The sequence below is a fragment of the Trichococcus shcherbakoviae genome, from assembly GCF_963666195.1.
GTDB lineage: Bacteria > Bacillota > Bacilli > Lactobacillales > Aerococcaceae > Trichococcus > Trichococcus shcherbakoviae.
Genome location: NZ_OY762653.1, coordinates 2,788,977 through 2,808,805 on the forward strand (window position 1 = coordinate 2,788,977; position 19,829 = coordinate 2,808,805).

Genomic DNA, 19,829 nt, shown 5'->3' on the forward strand with positions numbered 1-19,829 from the left:
CAAACATCAAAATGGTTTGTCATTTTTTTGTAGAACAGTGTAGAATAGAGAGAAAGAACTAAACTAGGAGGCGTTGTCGATTTGCAAAAAGGACAAGTCAGGAAAGCAATAAGCGGATTTTATTATGTGTATGTGGATGGTCAAACGTATCAGACGAGAGGAAGAGGAAACTTCCGCGTGAAAAACATGGCTCCGCTTATTGGGGATTTTGTCGATTTCGAAAGTGACAACTTAACGGAGGGCGTTCTGCTGGACATCTACCCAAGGAAAAATGAATTGATTCGCCCGACTGTGGCGAATGTCGATTTTGGCGTCATTGTGATGTCGGCGATCGAACCCGATTTTTCTTCTTATCTGGTGGATCGTTTCTTGGTTTACCTGGAAGCAAACAACATCAGTCCCATCATCTACGTTACGAAAATTGATCTGTTGGATGAAAAAGCCAAGATGGAGATGCTACAGTACAAAACCTATTATGAATCGATCGGATACACGATGATTCTGTCTGATTATCCTGAGGGAGCTTCTTCCTTGGAAGAATTGGTCACGAGCATGGGCAAAGGGATGGCGGTTTTTATGGGCCAATCCGGCGCCGGAAAATCTACTTTGTTGAACCAACTGATGCCCGAACTGGATTTGCTGACAGGCGAAATCTCGACCGCCTTGGGCAGAGGCCGCCATACGACGCGACATGTCGAGTTGCATCCTGTAGGGGAGGTTTTGATTGCTGATACGCCTGGTTTCAGTACAATCGACTTGATCGACATTGAAGCGGTCGATCTGCCTTCCTTTTTCCCGGATTTTGAAGCGCTGCGCGATCAATGCCGATTCGGCGGCTGCATGCACATCAACGAGCCGAATTGCAGGGTGAAAGAGGCAGTTGCCTCCGGAGAGGTTGCCCCATACAGATACGAACACTATCTGCAGTTCCATGAGGAAATCGTCGGGCGCAAACCGATGTACAATAAAAAAAAATAAGAGATAAGGTGTGTGTGAAAATGAAAATTGCTCCATCCATATTAAGTGCTGATTTTGCGAATTTAGAGCGGGACGTCAAGTTGGTCGAACAAGCTGGTGCCGATTATATCCATATCGATGCCATGGACGGCCAATTTGTTGCCAATTTGACGTTGGGCCCAAATGTTGTGCAGGCAATCCGTCCACACACAAAATTACCGTTGGATTGCCATTTGATGGTAAATACACCTGAAAATCTGATCCCGGCTTTCGCCAGGGCCGGCGCCGATATCATCACGATTCACGCGGAAGCAACTGCCCACATCCATGGCGCGATCCAGATGATCAAAAATGAAAACATTGCAGCCGGCGTCGTCATCAATCCAGGCACAAGCGTAGACGTCATCAAACCCGTTTTGGGCGATGTCGACATGGTGCTCGTCATGACCGTCAACCCGGGCTTCGGGGGGCAAGGCTTCATCGAAAGCACCCTGAACAAAATCCAAGAACTGGCTTTCTTGCGCGAAAAGCATGGTTATCATTACGAAATCGAAGTTGATGGCGGCATTACCCATGAGACGATCGTCAAGTGCATTCAGGCAGGTGCGGATGTATTCGTAGCAGGGTCCTATATTTATGACGATGAAAATCCAGCAGCGGCAATCAGCCGACTGAAGGATGCTTGCCATAATGCAGTCTGAGAAAGTGGTGATTGTGGTCGGCGGCGACCAGACGGATGTCGATGCTTTGGTCCTGCGTTATTCGGAAAGCCATCGGTTGGTCGGTGCAGACCGGGGAGCGTTGACGCTTGCCGAGCTGCGCACACATTTCGATGCGGCCATCGGTGATTTTGATTCTGTCACCCCGAATGAAATGGAAGAAATCAAAAAGAAAAGCCGTGTCTGCCGCATCCTTCCTGCGCAAAAAGACGAAACGGACACTGAGGCGGCCATTGCCTATGCGATCGAAACGTTCAATCCGGAAGAAATCATTCTTTTGGGTGCTTTCGGAGGGCGTTTGGACCATCTGATGAGTAATTTGTGGTTGGCATTCCATCCGCTCGTGAAAGAGATGGCAGGTAAAATCAGCCTGATGGATTTGCATAATACCTTGCGGTTTTATCCGCCCGGCAGTTACGCTCTTGAAAAAGAAAGTGATAAAAAATATTTGTCATTCATAGGCATGACCCCCATCGAAAAGTTGACGCTGACCGGGGTTGTCTATCCTTTGAACGGAAAAGATTACGATTACCCGATAGCTTTGGTCAGCAATGAGTTTGAAGAGTCTAAGGCTGAGATGCATTTTTCTTTTGAATCCGGTCTTTTGGCCGTCATCCAAAGTGCTGACAAACGCAAATAAAGGAAAGCGGCCGCGGCCGCTTTCCTTTATTTTTTAACGATAAATAAAAAAAAGATGAGCTGGAATCATGGCATGGTCCCGGGGCTCATCTATATTTTTATACTCTTTCAACTTTACCAGATTTCAAAGCTCGAGCTGAAACCCATACTTTTTTAGGTTTTCCATCGACTAAGATACGAACTTTTTGTAAGTTTGGTTTGAAAGTACGTTTTGTGTAGTTCATAGCGTGGGAACGGTTATTACCTGAACGGCTTTTACGTCCTGTTACGAAACATTCTTTTGACATTTTCTTTCCTCCTTTGCTGTTACAGAAGCAAAGCTTCTTTCCAATTCATACACTTGATTAATTTATCATAATTCAAAAGTGAATGCAACTGTTTTAAAGGAAAAATACTTGACAGCTGTTTTTTTTATCCTGTCCTCATCAAATATCCGCATTTGACCATCCTCAAAAAGAGAGGAAGGGGAGATGAGAAAACGCTGAAAATATATCGGAAAATAGTCAGAATTGCCGTAAATCGAGCGGAAATGAGAAATTTAATCGCAAAAAGTTATTTCTTTTGTATAAAATATGCTATCATAATTTGTAATTAACGATTGTGTGCACACATAAAGGAGGCTATTAAAAATGGCAGTTAAAATCCAAACACAATATGGGCTGGTTGACTTATCGAACGACGTGATCGCTACGGTAGTGGGCGGCGCCGCCACGGATAATTATGGAGTTGTCGGCATGGCCAGCAAAAATCAAATCAGAGACAATATCAGTGAAATATTGAAAAAAGAGAACTATTCACGCGGTGCCGTGATTCGCCAAGAAGAAAATGGAGTAGCTGTTGATGTCTATATCATTGTACTCTACGGAACAAAAATTTCTGAAATTTGCCGGAATGTTCAAACACAAGTCAAATATAATCTTGAAATGATGTTGGGCTTTTCCGCAAATACAGTGAATGTGTTCGTCCAAGGCGTTAGAGTATTAAAGGACTAAAGATTACAGATCACCATGCTTTATGGTGAAGGAGGATTATAAGGTGAAGAAAACTGAATTAACAGCGGAAGACTTTAAGGCGATGGTCGCAATCGGCGCCGAACGCCTTAGCGAGAATGCAGAATATGTGAATTCTTTGAATGTGTTCCCTGTTCCGGATGGAGACACGGGCACAAACATGAATCTGTCATTCACATCCGGCGCTGAACGCGTAAGGCTGTCGAATGCTACAAAAATAGATCAATTAGGATCGGACTTGGCTAAAGGTTTATTGATGGGGGCGAGAGGGAACTCAGGCGTCATTTTATCCCAGCTGTTCCGCGGCTTTTCAAAGGCGATCGAAGGCAAAGCAACTTTGAATACAGCTGACTTTGCTGAGGCTTTTTCCCACGGCGTCGAGACAGCCTATAAAGCGGTCATGAAACCTGTGGAAGGCACCATACTTACGGTTGCGCGCGAATCCGCAAAAGCCGGTGTTAAAAAAGCCGAACATACGGATGACATCATTGAATTGATGGGAACAGTCCTTAAAGTCGCGCAGATTGCGTTGGATAAGACGCCGGATCTGTTGCCGGTATTGAAAGAGGTAGGCGTCGTCGACAGCGGCGGACAAGGCCTTGTGTACATTTATGAAGGTTTCATGGAATCCTTGACCGGTGAAAAAGTGCCGTCCGCGGAAAAAGTCATCTCACAAGCGGATGTAACCGAAATCGCTCACCAGGAAAATTATCATAACGTTTCGCATTCCATTGCGACAGAAGATATTGAATTCGGTTATTGTACAGAAATCATGGTCAAATTAGGCGAAGGCGAAACCGTGACGGACACATTTGACTACGATACATTCCGTAATCATCTGAACGAAATCGGGGATTCCCTATTGGTCGTCGCTGATGACGAAATCGTGAAAGTCCATGTGCATACCGAGTATCCAGGGGAAGTCATGAACTACGGCCAAAAATTCGGCTCACTGATGAAAATCAAAGTGGACAACATGCGCATGCAACATGATGCAGTCCTTGAAAAAGCCGATGCACCCGCCAAGAAACTTGAAAAAATTCCTTATGGCGTGATAGCTGTTGCTGCCGGTGAAGGTGTGCATGCCCTGTTCAAGAGTATGGGCGTCTCCACGATCATCAATGGCGGGCAAACGATGAATCCAAGCACGGAAGATATCCTTAAGGCTATCGAAAGCACAAATGCCGAAAAAACAATCATTTTGCCGAACAACAAAAATATTTTCATGGCTGCAGATCAGGCTGCCGAAGTTTCTGATGCGGATGTGGTTGTAGTGGCTTCAAAGACGATCTCACAAGGTCTGACAGCCATGCTTGCCTTCAATGAATCGGTGGACCTGGAAACGAATAAAGCCAACATGACTGCTGAACTGGAAAATGTTGTCAGCGGACAGATCACGAATGCGGTGCGCGACACAGTCATCGACGGATTGGCGATCACCAAAGACGACTTCATGGGAATCGTCGACGGGAAAATCCTGACGGCCGACAAGGACAGAAAAGCCGCAACGATAGAAACCCTGAAAAAAATGATCACGGATGATAGCGAAATCGTCACCATCATCTTCGGGGAAGACAGCGATGAGAAAGAAAGCAAAGAGATTGCAGCGGTCATCGAAGCGGAATATGACTTTTTGGAAGTGGAAGTGCAAGAAGGCAATCAACCGGTATACAGTTATCTTCTTTCTGTAGAATAATCTGAAAAAGCTGAACGAGTTTCTCTGTTCGGCTTTTCTTTTTCAAAAACGGTTGGTCAAAGAAACTGTCCTGCTCCCGGAAGAAAGGAGGCGAACGGATGGAAGCGGAAGACAACAAGCAATTGGATATTTATGATCCAGTCGGGGAATTGCCCCATGTAGGACCGAAGAGGGTTGAGGCGCTGCATTCGTTGGGCATCGATACGATCTATGATCTGATCACACATTTTCCTTTCCGGTATGAGGACATAAAAGTCAAAACATTGGACGAAATCGAGGATTCGGACAAAGTGACGCTGAAAGGACAAGTCGTGACGGCTCCGGTCGTACACCATTACGGTTTTAAAAAAAGCAGGTTATCATTCAAATTAGCCATCGAAGATGCCATCATTTCGGTAACCTTCTTCAATCAGCCTTACCTGAAACAAAAGCTCCAGCTTGAGGATGAGGTTGCGATCTTCGGTAAATGGGAACGCGCACGCCAATCTTTGGCTGGGATGAAGATCCTCGGCAGTTCGAACGGACAGGATGATTATGCCGCCATTTATCACGTCAATAAGGCGATCAAGCAGCAGACCGTCCTGAATCTGATCAAACAGGCGATCGAACTTTATGCCCCGGTCATTCCCGAGATTCTTCCGCAGCATCTGCTGCAGACGTATCATCTGATGAGCCATAGGGAAGCCATCCGAGCGATGCACTTTCCCAAAAATGATGAAGAATCGGAGCAAGCGAGACGGCAAATCATCTATCAGGAATTCTTCCTTTACCAGGTGCGCCTGCAATTGCTGCAGTTGAGCCGCAAAACCAACAATCGAGGCATTCCGATTCTGTATGATGTGGACAAGCTGAAGGGATTCATAGCGACTTTGCCGTTTGAATTGACGGATGGGCAAAAGAAGGTCGTCAACGAGATCTGTCGAGATCTGCGCAAACCTTATGAAATGAATCGTTTGTTGCAAGGTGACGTCGGCAGCGGCAAAACGATCGTAGCGGTGGTCGCCCTGATGGCTACCGTCCTAGGCGGGTACCAAGGAGCTTTCATGGTACCCACTGAAATTTTGGCGGAACAGCATTATCGCACCCTGCAGAGCCTGTTCGAATATACCGATGTCTCCGTTGCCCTGCTTACCGGCAGCACGAAGGCAAAGGACCGAAAAGAATTGTTGCACCGCCTTGCTGAAGGGGACTTGCATATCCTCATCGGAACGCATGCACTGATCCAAGAGGATGTCGTTTTTGCCGACCTTGGCTTGGTCATCACCGATGAGCAGCACCGCTTTGGTGTTCAACAAAGGCACAAGTTGAACGAAAAAGGGAATAACCCGAATGTATTGTATATGACCGCCACGCCGATCCCGAGGACATTGGCGATAACCACGATGGGCGAAATGGACGTTTCGGTGCTCAATCAGATGCCCGACGGCAGAAAACCGATCAAAACCATCTGGAACAAATCGGACAAGATTGAAAATGTACTTGAGTTCATCCGGAAACAGATGGATAATGGACAGCAGGCGTACATCATCACACCTCTGATCGAGAAATCCGAATCACTGGACGTCAAGAACGCGGAAGATGTGCATCAAGCAGTGACGGCCTATTACAAAGGGAAATATCAGATCGGTCTGTTGCATGGCCGTCTGAAGTCGGAAGAAAAGGATCAGATCATGCGCCGTTTCCAAAACAACGAGCTGCAGGTTCTGGTATCGACGACAGTCATCGAGGTAGGGCTGAATGTGCCGAATGCAACAGTGATGGTCATTCAAGATGCCGACCGATTCGGATTATCACAGCTCCACCAATTGCGGGGGCGAGTGGGCCGGGGAGACAAAGAATCCTATTGTGTGCTGGTTGCCGATCCGAAAACCGATAACGGCAAGGAACGCATGCGCATCATGGTGGAGTCGACTGACGGTTTCTACCTGAGCCAACGGGATTTGGAACTGCGCGGACCGGGTGATCTTTTCGGCAACAAACAATCCGGCTTGCCCGATTTCAAATCCGGAGATATCGTGCGGGATGCCGTCATTTTGGATAGTGCACACAATGACGCTATCCAAATCACACGCGAACAAGACTTTGAAAGTAACCCAGCCTACGAAAGTTTGCGGGAAGCAGTCGAACGCGAAAAAGAGAAGTTAAAGAGATTGCAGTGAAACTAATAAAAGTGAGGTATATGATCTATGAAAATCGCTGTCGATGCGATGGGCGGGGATTTTGCGCCCCAAGCTATAGTAGAGGGCATTTTAATGGCTGCCAAAGAATTTAATGATTTAGAATTTTTGCTTTTTGGTGACGAAGCCAAAATACGCAAAGCTTTAGGGAATCAATATGCCGAAGATGGGAAAATCACGATCGTTCATACGACCGAAAAGATCGAGAGCGACGATGAACCCGTCAAGGCAATCCGCAGAAAAAAACAAGCTTCCATGGTGCTTGCTGCTCAAGCAGTCAAGAACAAAGAAGCCGACGCTTTATTTTCGGCAGGGAATACCGGAGCGCTTCTGGCAGCCGGATTATTGATCATCGGCCGGATCAAAGGGATCGACAGACCCGGCTTGATGCCGATTCTGCCAGTCATCGGAAAAGAGAATGAACAGTTCCTGTTGATGGATGCAGGCGCAAATGCTGACTGCAAACCGGAAAACATCTACCAGTTCGGGCTTTTGGGCTCGTATTATGCCAAGTTTGTGCAAGGCATAGACAACCCAAGGATCGCTTTGTTGAACAATGGTTCCGAAGCAACGAAGGGCAGTGAACTTTCCAAAAAAGCTTATGTGTTATTGGAAGAAGATTCCGAACTCAATTTCACGGGCAATGTTGAAGCGCGGGAAATTTTACTTGGAGCTGCGGATGTCGTCGTGACGGATGGCTTCACCGGGAACGCTGTCCTGAAGACGATGGAAGGTACGGCAATGTCCTTGCTGAAGTTGATCAAAACCCAATTGCTTTCAGGCGGCCTGAAGACAAAAATCGGTGGAATGCTTATCAAGGATTCCTTTTCGGAAATCAAGGATACGATGGATTATTCGAAGCATGGAGGAGCAGTGTTGTTCGGATTGCGTGCGCCGGTCGTCAAGACGCATGGATCTGCGGATAAAGTCGCTGTCTATCACACAGTGAAACAGATCCGCAAAATCATCAGTTCCCACGTCATCGATGATGTCGTGAAGCACTTTGATGAAATGAATGCCTAGCCCGTAAGTAAAACCGAGCAGGAATAAAAAAATATAGACAAAAGATTAGTGTATGGGTAAAATAGATGTGAGCCTTTACAAAATATTTCCAGTAAATGTGATGTAATTGGTTATGGAACGATAATGGAGGTGTAACGCTTGGCAGATACAATTACTTTTGAGCGAGTAGCCAAGATGGTTATTGAACGATTCGGTGTCGATGAAGCAAAGGTTACGAGAGAGTTGACTTTCCAAAACGACCTTGGGGCGGATTCATTGGATATTGTTGAACTCGTTATGGAACTGGAAGATGTCTTCGCTGTACAGATTTCCGATGAAGATGCTGAGAGGATAATCACAGTAGGAGACGCAGTCGACTACATCGATTCTCAAAAATAAGAATCGCAATAATTTAACGACAGAAGCAACGTTGACGGTTTTCAAAAGCCAATGTTGCTTTTTTTTCAGGCCAAGAGGACGGATTATGGCATAAATATGAAATGCATTAAAAATGAATGAAATAGCGGTTGTTTTTGCATGTGCTTAAACGTATAATGTTAGGAGATATTTCATCAAGTTTGTTATATATACATGGGAGGAGGCGCACGATGGGACTTGGAAGACCTTTGCTGGAGATAAACGCATTGCACACCGCATTCCGAATGCAGGATAACTATTACGATGCAGTGGATGATGTTTCCTTCAGTCTGGAAAAAAATGAAATTTTAGCGATTGTAGGAGAGTCCGGCTGCGGGAAAAGTACCCTGGCCACAACAATCGTCGGACTCCATAATAAGGTGAATACCCGAATTTCGGGAGAGATCATCTATCAGAACCTGAATCTAATCGATCTGAATGAAACGCTCTATAACCGCATTAGAGGAAACGATATCGGAATGATTTTTCAAGATCCTCTTTCGGCCCTCAATCCTTTGATGACGGTAAATGAACAGATAGAAGAAGTGTTGCTTTACCATTCCAGGATGACCAAAGAGGAACGTTCGCTGCGTGTGAGTGAATTGTTGGTCCAAGTTAAAGTGGAGGATCCGGAAGGGACAGCCACACGCTACCCGCATGAGCTATCAGGTGAAGCGCGTCAGCGGGTCGGCATTGCCATTGCTGTCGCCTGTGAGCCGCCGATCATCATCGCGGATGAACCGACGACCTCTTTGGATGTCACTGTTCAAGCTCAAATATTGGATCTGTTGAGCGAAGTGAGGGACGACACGGGTGCCGGAATCATCCTGATCACCCATGATTTGGGTGTTGTAGCCGAGATTGCGGACAGAGTAGCCGTCATGTATGCGGGCCAAATTGTCGAAACAGCCGATGTCGTTGATCTGTTCACGGATCCGAAGCATCCATATACTCGTTCTTTGTTGCGTTCGATGCCGCAAGCGAATGGCACCCTCGAATCGGATTCCGGGGACCTCTATGTGATTCAAGGCGATGTCCCTTCCCTGCAGCAGTTGCCTAAGCAGGGCTGTCGTTTTGCCGAACGGATTCCATGGATTCCATTTTCCGCGCATGAACCATCACCCAAAATGCATGAGGTTTCTAAAGGGCATTTTGTCAGGTGCACGTGCCATGAGTCCTTCCGTTTTGAAGGGGAGAGTGAGTAAGATGGGACTTTTGGAAATCAAGGATTTGAAGGTTCACTACCCGCTCAAGAGCGGCTTCTTATCCAGCAAAAAGAGCCTTGCAGCCGTCGACGGCATCAGTCTTTCCTTGGAAGCAGGTAAAAATTACGGTTTGGTGGGCGAATCAGGGTCCGGAAAATCAACTGTCGGAAGGGCGATCGTCGGATTGGAGCGGATAACTGCCGGCCAAATCATTTATGAAGGCACTGACGTAACCGCTGCGATAGCCAGGCGGAAATCAGACCACAAACGCAATGTCCAGATGATTTTTCAAGATTCGGGTGCGAGTCTGAATCCGAAAAAACAAATCGGCCAAATCATTTCCGAACCTTTGCATAATTTTGAGCAGCTTTCCCAGCAGGAAGAAAAAAAACGCGTGCTGGAACTGCTGGAAATGGTTGGGTTGCCGGAAGCTGCGCTGCGGAAGTATCCTCACGAATTCACCGGTGGGCAGAGGCAACGCATAGCGTTGGCACGGGCGGTTGCACTGCGGCCAAAGTTTGTCATAGCTGATGAACCCGTTTCGGTATTGGATCTTTCCGTTCAGGCGCAGGTGCTGAATTACATGAAACGCATCCAAGAACAATATAAACTCAGCTACCTGTTCATTTCTCATGACCTAGGCGTCGTGAAGCAGATGTGCGATGAATTGGCCATCATGTACCGAGGAAGGTTCGTGGAATACGGAGACAGGCAGGACATCTATCTCAACCCACAGCACATTTACACGAAAAGGCTCCTTTCCGCAATTCCGAACTTGGATCCGGGCAACCGGGAGTTGCACAAGCGTTTGCGGCGGGAAATAGAATCAGAATATAAACAAAGCATGGAGAGTTATCTGGCAAAGGACGGTCGTGTTGGGGATTTGATCCCGTTGTCGAAAACACATCGCATTGCCGGAAAACCATCGAAAGGAGAGCGTTAAAGATGTGGAACAGAATTCTGAGACGCTTCTTCTTTATCATTCCGCAACTGTTGGCGTTCAGTTTATTGGTGTTTGCGCTGGCACAATGGATGCCCGGAGATCCTCTGACTGGGCTGATCGTCCCGGGGATGGACCAGGGCAGCGTTGACGCGATCCAGGCGAGCGCGGTTCTGGATAACCCTTGGTACATTCGGTATCTGCAATGGATAACAAATATGCTCAGAGGGGATTTCGGCCTCAGTTACACTTACCGGATGCCTGTGGCTGTTCTGGTTGGGGCAAGGCTTGGCAACACGCTCTGGTTGGCAGCGGCCTCGCTCTTGTTGTCGTATCTGATCGCTGTTCCGCTTGGCATTTATGCAGGGCGTTTTAATGGCTCTTTGGGAGATAAAATCATTCGGTTTTTGAACAGGATCAGTTTTGCCTTGCCGATATTTGTTGTTGCCTTGCTGCTGGTTTGGCTTTTTGGATTTCAACTGGAATTGTTTCCTACGCGGGGGATGCCCTTGTTGCCGGAAACGCAAAGTATATTTGCCTCTCTTTGGAATAGGCTCCACCACTTAGCGTTGCCGGCACTGGCTTTTGCCCTCTCGGCATCCGCTGGCAACATCCAACGTTTAAGGTCGGGCATCATCGAGGCAAAGCAAGAAGATTATGTACTGACAGCCCGCTCAAAAGGCGTTCCGGAGAGCATGGTGTATCGGAGACACATCTTCAGGAACGCGAGTATGCCGGTAACTTCTTTGTTGGGCTATGACATTACCGGTTTCATAGGGAGCAGCATCTTTATCGAATACATCTTTTCCTATCCGGGAATCGGCCGATTGTTCATCAGTTCTTTAGAATCACGCGATTTCAGTGTCATCGTTGCCTTGTTGCTGATTTATGGGCTGGCTGCTTTGATTGGCACAGTAGTATCTGACATCATTTTGACCGTTGCGGATCCGCGCGTCAGAATGAGATAGCAAGAGGAAAGGGGGGATATGTTGAATACGGAGGAAGAAAAGAAAGCAGGACGAATGGAAGAGTTGAAGACGGAGCTTGCCTCCGTTGCGGCAAGTGAGAACCGTTTGAGCCATGAAGTGAATGAGGAAACAAAAACTGTAGTCGATTTCCGAGGCATGCTTGGAGAATTCCGAAAAGACAAGTTGGCGGTCATAGCTTTGGGTACGCTCGTTTTGCTCTTGTTGCTGGTCTTTGTCGGCTCCCTTTTTTTTGATGTGAGCCAAGTGATGAAGGTGGATCTGTTGAACAGGTATGCTTCGCCTGGGAAAAACCATCTGTTGGGGACGGATGAAGCGGGACGGGATGTGCTGGGCCAGCTGTTGCTGGGAGCGCGCACCTCGCTGCTGGCCGGGACCGCCGTGACAGTCTTGACCGGATTCATCGGAATCGGCTTGGGTCTGCTGTCCGGCTATTACGGTGGCTTCCTGGATGGCCTGCTTATGCGCTCCGTTGAATCCATCATGGTTCTTCCGGCAAGCGTGTTTGTTCTCGTGCTCGTATCCATCGTATCGGAATACAATCTCTTTACATTCATATTGCTTATGAGCGCATTCAATTGGGCAGGGAAATCAAAGGTTTTTCGTAACCGGACGCGTGCGGAGGCCAAACGTGACTATGTGCGGGCATCCAAAACTGCAGGGTCAAACGATTTGCTGATCATGGTCCGTGAAATACTGCCTAATTTAAGTTCACTGGTCATCATCAATACGACTATGTCTTTGGCAAGGAATATCGGGATGGAGACAGGCTTGAGTTTTCTCGGCTTAGGCTTGCCGCCCAACGTGCCGAGTATAGGCAATTTGCTGCGTTATGCAATTGCCCCTGAAGTTTTTGAAAACTATACATGGGTATGGTTACCAGCATCCACACTCATCTTCGCGGTGTTGTGGTGCATCATTTATGTCGGACAGGCATTGCGGCGTGCGGCAGATGCTAAACAAATGCAAGCATGATAAGGAGACTGAGCTATGCTGAATAAAATGATCGTTCCCTTTTTGTTTGCTGCGATGCTGGCTGGCTGTGGAAACAAGGAGGTTCTATTGGAAACGGACGGGGACTTGCCTGCTTCATCAGCTGTCATACAGGAATTCGATACTGTCATGAACAGCGATGCCCCCGCCATCGCCGGCGGAGTGTTGAAATATGCTCTGGTTGCCGAATCATCCTTCCAGGGTGTATTCAACCCTGTTTTTTCAGAGGATGCGTATGATGAAGAACTCATGGGTTTTTCACATGAATCCATTTTTTCGTATGATGAAGAGTTTCAGCTTACGCAAGATGGCATGGCCACTTTTGTACGCAATGAAAATTTAAAAACGGTGTCGATCACTTTACAGGATAACCTGAAGTGGTCGGATGGAGCGGCGCTTACTGTCGACGATATCCTGTATGCCTATGAGGTGATCGGGCATCCGGACTATGCCGGTCCCCTTTATGGAGACTCTTTCGCGAATGTCGTGGGCATGACCGAATACCATGAAGGCACTGCGGATTCGATTATCGGTATCGAAGTTTTGGATGATACGCACCTCACCATCGCTTTCGAAGAATTGAATCCATCCCTTTTGCAGGCGGGGGGTGCCTTATGGAGCCAACCGCTGCCAAGGCACCAACTGGAAAGTATCCCTGTATCGGAAATGATGAGTTCGTCCCAACTGCGTGAGCAACCTGTCGGGTCGGGTCCGTTCCGGATCAAGGCGATCGTTCCGGGCGAGTCGGTCCTTTTTGAAGCCAATGAATATTATTGGAAAGGGAAACCGAAGTTGGATAATATTCTTGTTGAAGTAGTCGGTTCAACAACGATCGTATCCGAAATGGAAGCGGGAAATTACGACGTCGCTGTCATGCCGGCAAGTTCTTACGAAAGCTACAAAGATTTCGACAATATAACCTTGTTGGGCAGAGAAGAATTGGCGACAACTTACATCGGGTTCAAACTGGGATCCCAAGACGTTGAATCAGGCGCCAACAGCCTTAATCTGAGTTCAAAAATGGCGGATGCGGCATTGCGGCAAGCGATGGCATATGCGCTCGACAACGAATTTGTAGCTGCGGTCCTTTTCGATGGGCTGCGGCAACCGGCAAACACTATGATTCCACCAGCGTTTGAAGGAATCAGTGATGAGGAGGCAGTTGGCTTCAGTTACGATCCTGTGAAGGCATCAAGTCTGCTGGATGAGACCGGCTATCTGGACAGTGACGGAGACGGTTTTCGGGAAATGCCTGACGGAGAGCCGCTCAAAATCAACTTTGCGGCCGTAGCAGGCGGAGACGCAACGGAGGCGGTTGTTGCCTACTATATCCAGCAATGGGAAGAAATCGGTTTGGATGTTTCGCTCGCCACAGGAAGATTGATTGAATATCAGAAATTCCATGACATGCTTGCATCCGACAGTCCGGCAATTGATGTCTATCAGGCAACTTGGGGGACAGGCATGGATCCCAATCCGACCGAAATGTTCGGTCGTACCAGTGCTCTCAACTATACCCGTTGGACAAACGAAAAGAATGATGCTTTGTTGGATCAGATCAATGCGGCGGCTGCCGCGGACGAAAACACGCGGACGGGAATCTATCAGGAATGGCAAGCGTTGCTGTTCGAGGAAGCACCAGTCATCCCCACTTTCTGGCGTACGCAGATTTTTGCCGTCAACAACCGCGTCAAGAACTTCAATATCCGCTATGGCGCAACTAGAGGGTGGGAAACCATCGAACTGACATCTGAAGAACCGGTCAGGTAATGCGCGTTCCGTTTGGTTATCAGAAATGAAGTAGAGGCCCGGATTTTGTCCGGGCCTCTTTTCGCGTCGGCAGGGACAGACTGTTTGGAAACTAAATTTGCGTGCTTATGGAACGCATTTGTCGTATAATGAAAAAGGACTAAATTTTCAAAAGTAGCTTGACAGTAAGGAGTCCATACAAGGAAAGGAGGGAACGAATTGGAAAAAATAGTCAAACAAATAGCAACTGACTTCTCGATTGTTTTTAGGAACGAGAAACTTTTGCATGAAGCTTTTACCCATTCATCTTATGTGAATGAGCATCGTCATCTGGCATTGCAGGACAATGAACGATTGGAATTTTTGGGCGACGCGGTCTTGGAGGTCGTCATCTCCGATTATTTGTTTCATACTTATGATACGTGGCATGAAGGCAAAATGACCCGTCTGCGTGCGCAGATTGTCTGCGAACCAAGCTTATCCGCTTTCGCGAAGGACTGTCATTTCGACTCTTATATCCGTTTGGGTAAAGGGGAAGAGAATATGGGCGGAAGGCAACGTCCGGCTTTGTTGTGTGATGTATTTGAAGCGTTCATCGGGGCCGTTTACCTTGACCAAGGAATCGAAGCCGCCAGAAAATTCATCAACCAAGTCATGGTCACGAAGTTAAACGAGGATGCTTTTTCACATGTGATGGATTATAAGACCAGTCTCCAGGAGGAACTGCAAAAAAATGGGGACGTGGATATCCAATATATCCTTCTGAACGAAGACGGGCCTGCGCATGCAAAACGGTTTGATGTGGAAGTGCGTGCATTCGGAAAAGTGCTGGGTCAAGGGCAAGGCCCAAGCAAAAAAGCTGCTGAACAGAAAGCGGCACAAAACGCTTTGGAATCTTTAAAAAAATGAATAGCAAGTTTCACCGGAAAGGATGTTATCTTTGCATCTTGAGAGAATAGAAATGTCGGGTTTCAAATCATTCGCCGACAAAACCGTAATCGAATTTGATGAAGGTGTGACAGCGGTAGTAGGGCCGAACGGAAGCGGCAAGAGCAACCTTTCGGAAGCTGTCCGCTGGGTATTGGGGGAACAATCCGCAAAAAATCTGCGCGGGAAAAAAATGGACGATATCGTTTTTGCCGGATCGCAGACACGCAAGCCTGTCAACATTGCGGAAGTTACCCTCATCCTGAACAACGAGGACGGATTCCTGCCGCTGGAATTCAGCGAAGTGAGCATCACCAGGAGATACAACCGCAATGGCGACAGTGATTGTTTCATCAACAAAAAGCCATGCCGATTGAAAGACATAACGGAATTATTGATGGATTCGGGCATCGGAAAAGACTCTTTTTCCATGATTTCGCAAGGGAAAGTGGAACAGATTTTTCAGAATAAACCCGAGGACAGAAGGATCATCCTTGAAGAGGCAGCCGGGGTAGCCAGATACAAAAACCGCAAAACGAGCGCCGAACGGAAGCTTTCCCAAACGGAAGAGCATCTGAATCGGATTGAGGACATCCTGCACGAAATCAACAGTCAACTCGCGCCTCTGGAACTCCAAAGGAAAACGGCTTTGGCATACAAGGAGAAAAAAGCGTCATTAAGCGAGATCGAAATCGCTTTGACCGCTTCCGAAATTGAACGGCTCAATGTGCAGTGGCAAACGAGCAAACGAGAACTGGCCGATTATGACCGGAAAATCAGCACGGAAGAACGGTCGCTTGCGAGCACCCAGACTGCTTTGCGGGAACTGAAACAAAAGTTGGATGGGTGCGACGAACAATTGGAAGCCCTGCAGACCGGCTACGTCACTGTCATCCAGAAATTGGAACAGCTGGAAGGGCAAAAGCAGGTTTTCCAGCAAAGGGCGTTGTACTCGTCAAAGAATCAAGAAGAGCAAGCCCAGATCATCGCTGAAAAAGAGGCGCTGATAAAGACTGAAAAAGCCAATCTGGCGGCCTTGCGGACTGAGCTTGCAGCGAAAGTGGAAGCGAGGAAGGAACTTTCGGAAAAAAGAGCGAGCCTTTCCGAAAAAGAAGCGCAACTGACGCAAAACAAGGCAGAGCTTGTCCAGCAACTCCGGAACGATTACATCAACAGGCTGCAGGAACAATCCAGCAACCGGAACACAACCGTCCATCTCGAAAAAGAAATGACGCTTGCAACCGAACAGGAGCACCGTTTCCTTTCGAAAGGTGACGAACTCAGGAAGAATCTGCGCCAACTAAAGGCGAAACAGCAATCTTTGAATGAGGAATACGTCCAGTTTGTTGAAGAGAATGCCAATCTGGAATCGGAACTGCAGGACTGCAAACAAAATAGCTTCCAGCTTGTTTCCAAACTCCAACAACTGAACGCTGAGCTGGATACCGTAACCCGGAATCTGCAGCAGGCGGAAGCCCGCCGTGAGAGCCAGCAGGAGTTGGACGACAGCTATGCCAGTTATTATCAAGGCGTAAAGGAAATGCTGAGGAGAAGAGACAGCGTTCCGGGTATCCGTGGTCCCGTTGCTGAATTGATCCAAGTTCCCGAAAAATATACATTAGCCATCGAAATCGCTCTGGGAGCCACGATGCAACATATTGTGGTGGCCGATGAACGCACTGCATCCCAATGTATCGGCATTCTGAAAGCCCAACACTTGGGTCGCGCGACTTTCCTTCCGATGACAGTCATCCAAGGCAAGATTTTGCCAGCGGCTGTGCGGACGACATTGGCAAACAGTCCCGGATATATCGGCGTCGCGAATGAGCTGATCGGTCATGAGGAAATGTACAACGCGATCGTCAGCAGTTTGTTGGGGACAACGATTGTAGCGTCAAATATCCAGGACGGTTTGCAGATTTCCAAGAAATTGCAGAGCCGTTACCGGATCGTAACCCTGGAAGGGGATGTCATCCATGCCGGCGGATCGATGACGGGTGGCGCGACAAGGCGTCAACAAGAAGCATCCTTATTGGCCCGCAAAAACAATCTGAACAAACTGACCGACTATGTGCAACAGTTGTCCATCCAATACAATCAGCTGAAACAAGAGCAAGAGAAATGGTCGCTGCAGCAACAAAGTCTGCAGGAGGAACTGGATGATAAACGCCAAAAAGCGACAATCAAACAGTTCGAACTGCAGCAAAGAGAAACTTCCCTGCAGCAAGTGACAGCTGAAATCGCAACGAAAGAAAAAGAATCGGCAGCACATGAATATGAAAAGCGCATGTTCTATGAAGAGAAAGAGGACAGACAAACGCGATTGGCCCAAGCCCAACAAAATTTGCTCGTCCTAAACAGCGAAATCGACCAGCTTCAGAAGGATATAGCGGAATCCAGCCTGGATGAAGAGGAGCGCTTGAAACTGCTGCAGGACGTCCAGTCGAACCGGCAGCAAGCAGACCAAGAGCTTGCGGTCCTGCAGGAGCAAGAAAAGCAATTGCGGCGTGACGTGAAACTGTCGACTGAGCGCATCCAAACGGAGCAGGAGGCCATCAGCTCGCTGAAAGGCAAACAAGATCAAGTCGCCAAACTGGCCGATACGGAGACGCTGACCATCCAAGAAATTACGACGCAGCTGAAGTCCACGACTGCAGAAAAAGCTGGATTCGATGCAGATTTGAGACAGTTGCGGGAGCGGAAAAAGCAAACCGAACAGAATCGCGCCGTCCAGGAAACCGAACAGAACGAAAAAAATAAAAATCTCCAAAAATTATGGAGTGAGCACGCCAAGCTGGAAACGAATGCCGGGCGCTATGAAATCGCCATCGACCATCACCTTGCGCATTTGAGCGAGGAGTACGGTCTCAGTTTTGAAGCCGCGAAACAAGAGCATCAGTTGACCCAAGAACCCGAAGAGGCAGCCCGCCAAGTGAAAAAGCTGAAAAAAGACATTGAAGAGCTGGGTCCGATCAATATGGGTGCAATCGAGGAATATGATCGTATTTCCGAAAGGTTCACTTTCCTTTCGGAACAGCAGACGGACTTGCTGTCTGCCCGAGGGAATCTGCTCAATACGATGAACGAAATGGATGATGAAGTCCGCTTGCGTTTCAAGGAGACTTTCATCCAGATCAAAAAGCAATTCGAAAAAACCTTCCCGAAATTATTCGGCGGCGGCAAAGCGACGTTGGAGCTGACGGATCCGAATGATCTGTTGGAGACCGGCATTGAAATTGTCGCGCAGCCGCCAGGCAAGAAACTCCAGCAGCTCAGCCTGCTCTCCGGAGGGGAAAAAGCCTTCACTGCGATTGCGCTCCTGTTCGCCATCATCGAGGTCAAACCGGTGCCGTTCTGCATTTTGGATGAAGTGGAGGCTGCCTTGGATGAAGCGAATGTATCCCGTTTCGGGAAATACCTGGCAGCATCAACCGAATTGACCCAGTTCATCGTGATCACCCACCGCAAAGGCACGATGGAAGAGGCGGATGCATTGTACGGTGTGACCATGCAGGATTCCGGCGTATCCCGCCTGGCATCAGTCAAATTTGAAGATTACGAAGACATAGGTTAAGGGGATGAAGATTAATGATTAAATTGATAGCACTCGACTTGGATGGCACGTTGCTGAATCCTGATAAAAAAATCAGCGATGCGAATAAACAGGCAATCCACCGCGCCCGGGAAGCCGGCGTGAAGATTGTCCTTTGTACGGGACGCCCGCTCATGGGAATCAAAGCTTATGTGGATGAACTGGACCTGCTTCAAGCAGAAGATTACTCGATCACCTATAACGGCGGATTGGTCCAAAAGAATAAAACGTCGGAAATCATTTCCCAAAAGGTGCTGAACTATGGGCAGATCGTGGAACTCTATGATCTGAGCAAAGAACTGAACATCCCGATGAACATGTTGGATCTGGAGTCAGTATACGAACCGGAGTATCCGCAAGGCCGGGAGTCCTTGTACAAGAGCCTGCAGAGTTCGAGTTTGCCGTTCGTTGAAAAAAAGATCGAAGACTTTCAAGCGCAGCATGCGTTCAATAAAGTTGTTTTTTGTATCGCGCCTGCTGTCTTGGATGAAGCGATCGCCAAAATACCGGCGGACTTCTACAGCAAATATTCGATGATGAAATCACGTCCACTTCTGTTCGAAGTCATGCATCCCGAAGTCGACAAAGGCAACGGCATCGCGGCTTTATGCAAGCATTTGGGCATCACTGCCGATGAGGTCATGGCTTGCGGAGATGAAGAGAACGATTTGGCGATGCTGGATTTTGCGGGCGTAAGCGTCGCGATGGGCAACGCTCCCGATAAGATCAAGGAACGGGCAAGCTTCGTCACGAAGACAAACGGGGAAGATGGCGTCGCACACGCAATCGAAACGTTCGTCTTCGCGTAAAAAAGACTGCC

17 protein-coding genes are annotated in these 19,829 nt (G+C 47.9%); 16 read left to right on the forward strand and 1 reads right to left on the reverse strand.

The window, feature by feature from the left end; all coding sequences use genetic code 11:
* Nucleotides 1–81: 81 nt before the first annotated feature.
* The 3 genes from rsgA to ACKPBX_RS13205 are packed head-to-tail and all read left to right on the forward strand — an operon-like array spanning nt 82 to nt 2,316.
* Nucleotides 82–978, forward strand: coding sequence for a ribosome small subunit-dependent GTPase A (gene rsgA / locus ACKPBX_RS13195; RefSeq protein ID WP_319995603.1), 897 nt, complete (start codon nt 82–84; stop codon nt 976–978).
* A 20-nt stretch (nt 979–998) separates the two neighbouring features.
* On the forward strand, nt 999–1,658 hold the full coding sequence (gene rpe, locus ACKPBX_RS13200) for a ribulose-phosphate 3-epimerase (protein WP_119093086.1): 660 nt from the start codon (nt 999–1,001) through the stop codon (nt 1,656–1,658).
* On the forward strand, nt 1,648–2,316 hold the full coding sequence (locus ACKPBX_RS13205) for a thiamine diphosphokinase (protein WP_168173174.1): 669 nt from the start codon (nt 1,648–1,650) through the stop codon (nt 2,314–2,316). Before rpe ends, ACKPBX_RS13205 begins: the two co-directional genes overlap by 11 nt.
* Before the next feature lie 97 nt (nt 2,317–2,413).
* Here ACKPBX_RS13205 and rpmB read toward each other — a convergent pair whose 3' ends face one another.
* Nucleotides 2,414–2,602 (reverse strand): 50S ribosomal protein L28, encoded by a 189-nt coding sequence (gene rpmB, locus ACKPBX_RS13210; RefSeq protein WP_068562155.1) that lies wholly within the window; start codon nt 2,600–2,602, stop codon nt 2,414–2,416.
* 342 nt (nt 2,603–2,944) lie between these two features.
* Here rpmB and ACKPBX_RS13215 point away from each other — a divergent pair, with 342 nt between their 5' ends.
* The 13 genes from ACKPBX_RS13215 to yidA all read left to right on the forward strand — a co-directional run bounded on the left by ACKPBX_RS13215 (nt 2,945) and on the right by yidA (nt 19,818).
* A complete protein-coding gene (locus ACKPBX_RS13215; protein WP_086628151.1) occupies nt 2,945–3,307 on the forward strand; it encodes an Asp23/Gls24 family envelope stress response protein in 363 nt (120 codons plus the stop codon).
* 43 nt (nt 3,308–3,350) lie between these two features.
* The gene (locus ACKPBX_RS13220; RefSeq protein ID WP_086628150.1) at nt 3,351–5,021 is read left to right on the forward strand and encodes a fatty acid kinase ATP-binding subunit FakA; all 1,671 of its coding nucleotides are present in this window, start codon (nt 3,351–3,353) and stop codon (nt 5,019–5,021) included.
* A gap of 122 nt (nt 5,022–5,143) precedes the next feature.
* A complete protein-coding gene (recG, locus tag ACKPBX_RS13225) occupies nt 5,144–7,180 on the forward strand; it encodes an ATP-dependent DNA helicase RecG (RefSeq protein ID WP_319996439.1) in 2,037 nt (678 codons plus the stop codon).
* Nucleotides 7,181–7,207: 27 nt separating this feature from the next.
* Entirely contained in the window at nt 7,208–8,221 is a 1,014-nt protein-coding gene (gene plsX, locus ACKPBX_RS13230) for a phosphate acyltransferase PlsX (protein WP_319995604.1), read from the forward strand.
* A 138-nt stretch (nt 8,222–8,359) separates the two neighbouring features.
* Nucleotides 8,360–8,599 (forward strand): acyl carrier protein, encoded by a 240-nt coding sequence (locus tag ACKPBX_RS13235; RefSeq protein ID WP_086628147.1) that lies wholly within the window; start codon nt 8,360–8,362, stop codon nt 8,597–8,599.
* 209 nt (nt 8,600–8,808) lie between these two features.
* The gene (locus ACKPBX_RS13240; protein WP_119093082.1) at nt 8,809–9,822 is read left to right on the forward strand and encodes an ABC transporter ATP-binding protein; all 1,014 of its coding nucleotides are present in this window, start codon (nt 8,809–8,811) and stop codon (nt 9,820–9,822) included.
* 1 nt (nt 9,823) lies between these two features.
* Nucleotides 9,824–10,765, forward strand: coding sequence for an ATP-binding cassette domain-containing protein (locus tag ACKPBX_RS13245; protein WP_319995605.1), 942 nt, complete (start codon nt 9,824–9,826; stop codon nt 10,763–10,765).
* 2 nt (nt 10,766–10,767) lie between these two features.
* On the forward strand, nt 10,768–11,730 hold the full coding sequence (locus ACKPBX_RS13250; protein ID WP_319995606.1) for an ABC transporter permease: 963 nt from the start codon (nt 10,768–10,770) through the stop codon (nt 11,728–11,730).
* 156 nt (nt 11,731–11,886) lie between these two features.
* A complete protein-coding gene (locus ACKPBX_RS13255; RefSeq protein ID WP_370738856.1) occupies nt 11,887–12,723 on the forward strand; it encodes an ABC transporter permease in 837 nt (278 codons plus the stop codon).
* Nucleotides 12,724–12,738: 15 nt separating this feature from the next.
* Nucleotides 12,739–14,511: an oligopeptide ABC transporter substrate-binding protein gene (locus tag ACKPBX_RS13260; protein ID WP_319995607.1), complete on the forward strand. Its 1,773-nt coding sequence runs from the start codon at nt 12,739–12,741 to the stop codon at nt 14,509–14,511.
* 198 nt (nt 14,512–14,709) lie between these two features.
* Nucleotides 14,710–15,399, forward strand: a complete 690-nt coding sequence (rnc, locus tag ACKPBX_RS13265; protein ID WP_319995608.1) for a ribonuclease III — start codon at nt 14,710–14,712, stop codon at nt 15,397–15,399.
* A 31-nt stretch (nt 15,400–15,430) separates the two neighbouring features.
* Nucleotides 15,431–18,991: a chromosome segregation protein SMC gene (gene smc / locus ACKPBX_RS13270; protein ID WP_407702555.1), complete on the forward strand. Its 3,561-nt coding sequence runs from the start codon at nt 15,431–15,433 to the stop codon at nt 18,989–18,991.
* 14 nt (nt 18,992–19,005) lie between these two features.
* Nucleotides 19,006–19,818 carry a sugar-phosphatase gene (gene yidA / locus ACKPBX_RS13275; protein WP_086628140.1) on the forward strand — a complete coding sequence of 271 codons (813 nt, stop codon included), beginning with the start codon at nt 19,006–19,008 and terminating at the stop codon, nt 19,816–19,818.
* The last annotated feature ends 11 nt before the right edge of the window (nt 19,819–19,829 follow it).

Coding starts and splice junctions, on each gene's coding strand:
- ACKPBX_RS13215 (WP_086628151.1), top strand. CDS start 2,945: ATGGCAGTTAAAATCCAAACACAATATGGGCTGGTTGACTTATCGAAC.
- rpe (WP_119093086.1), top strand. CDS start 999: ATGAAAATTGCTCCATCCATATTAAGTGCTGATTTTGCGAATTTAGAG.
- ACKPBX_RS13250 (WP_319995606.1), top strand. CDS start 10,768: ATGTGGAACAGAATTCTGAGACGCTTCTTCTTTATCATTCCGCAACTG.
- ACKPBX_RS13255 (WP_370738856.1), top strand. CDS start 11,887: ATGCTTGGAGAATTCCGAAAAGACAAGTTGGCGGTCATAGCTTTGGGT.
- rpmB (WP_068562155.1), bottom strand. CDS start 2,602: ATGTCAAAAGAATGTTTCGTAACAGGACGTAAAAGCCGTTCAGGTAAT.
- ACKPBX_RS13205 (WP_168173174.1), top strand. CDS start 1,648: ATGCAGTCTGAGAAAGTGGTGATTGTGGTCGGCGGCGACCAGACGGAT.
- plsX (WP_319995604.1), top strand. CDS start 7,208: ATGAAAATCGCTGTCGATGCGATGGGCGGGGATTTTGCGCCCCAAGCT.
- yidA (WP_086628140.1), top strand. CDS start 19,006: ATGATTAAATTGATAGCACTCGACTTGGATGGCACGTTGCTGAATCCT.
- ACKPBX_RS13240 (WP_119093082.1), top strand. CDS start 8,809: ATGGGACTTGGAAGACCTTTGCTGGAGATAAACGCATTGCACACCGCA.
- ACKPBX_RS13245 (WP_319995605.1), top strand. CDS start 9,824: ATGGGACTTTTGGAAATCAAGGATTTGAAGGTTCACTACCCGCTCAAG.
- ACKPBX_RS13260 (WP_319995607.1), top strand. CDS start 12,739: ATGCTGAATAAAATGATCGTTCCCTTTTTGTTTGCTGCGATGCTGGCT.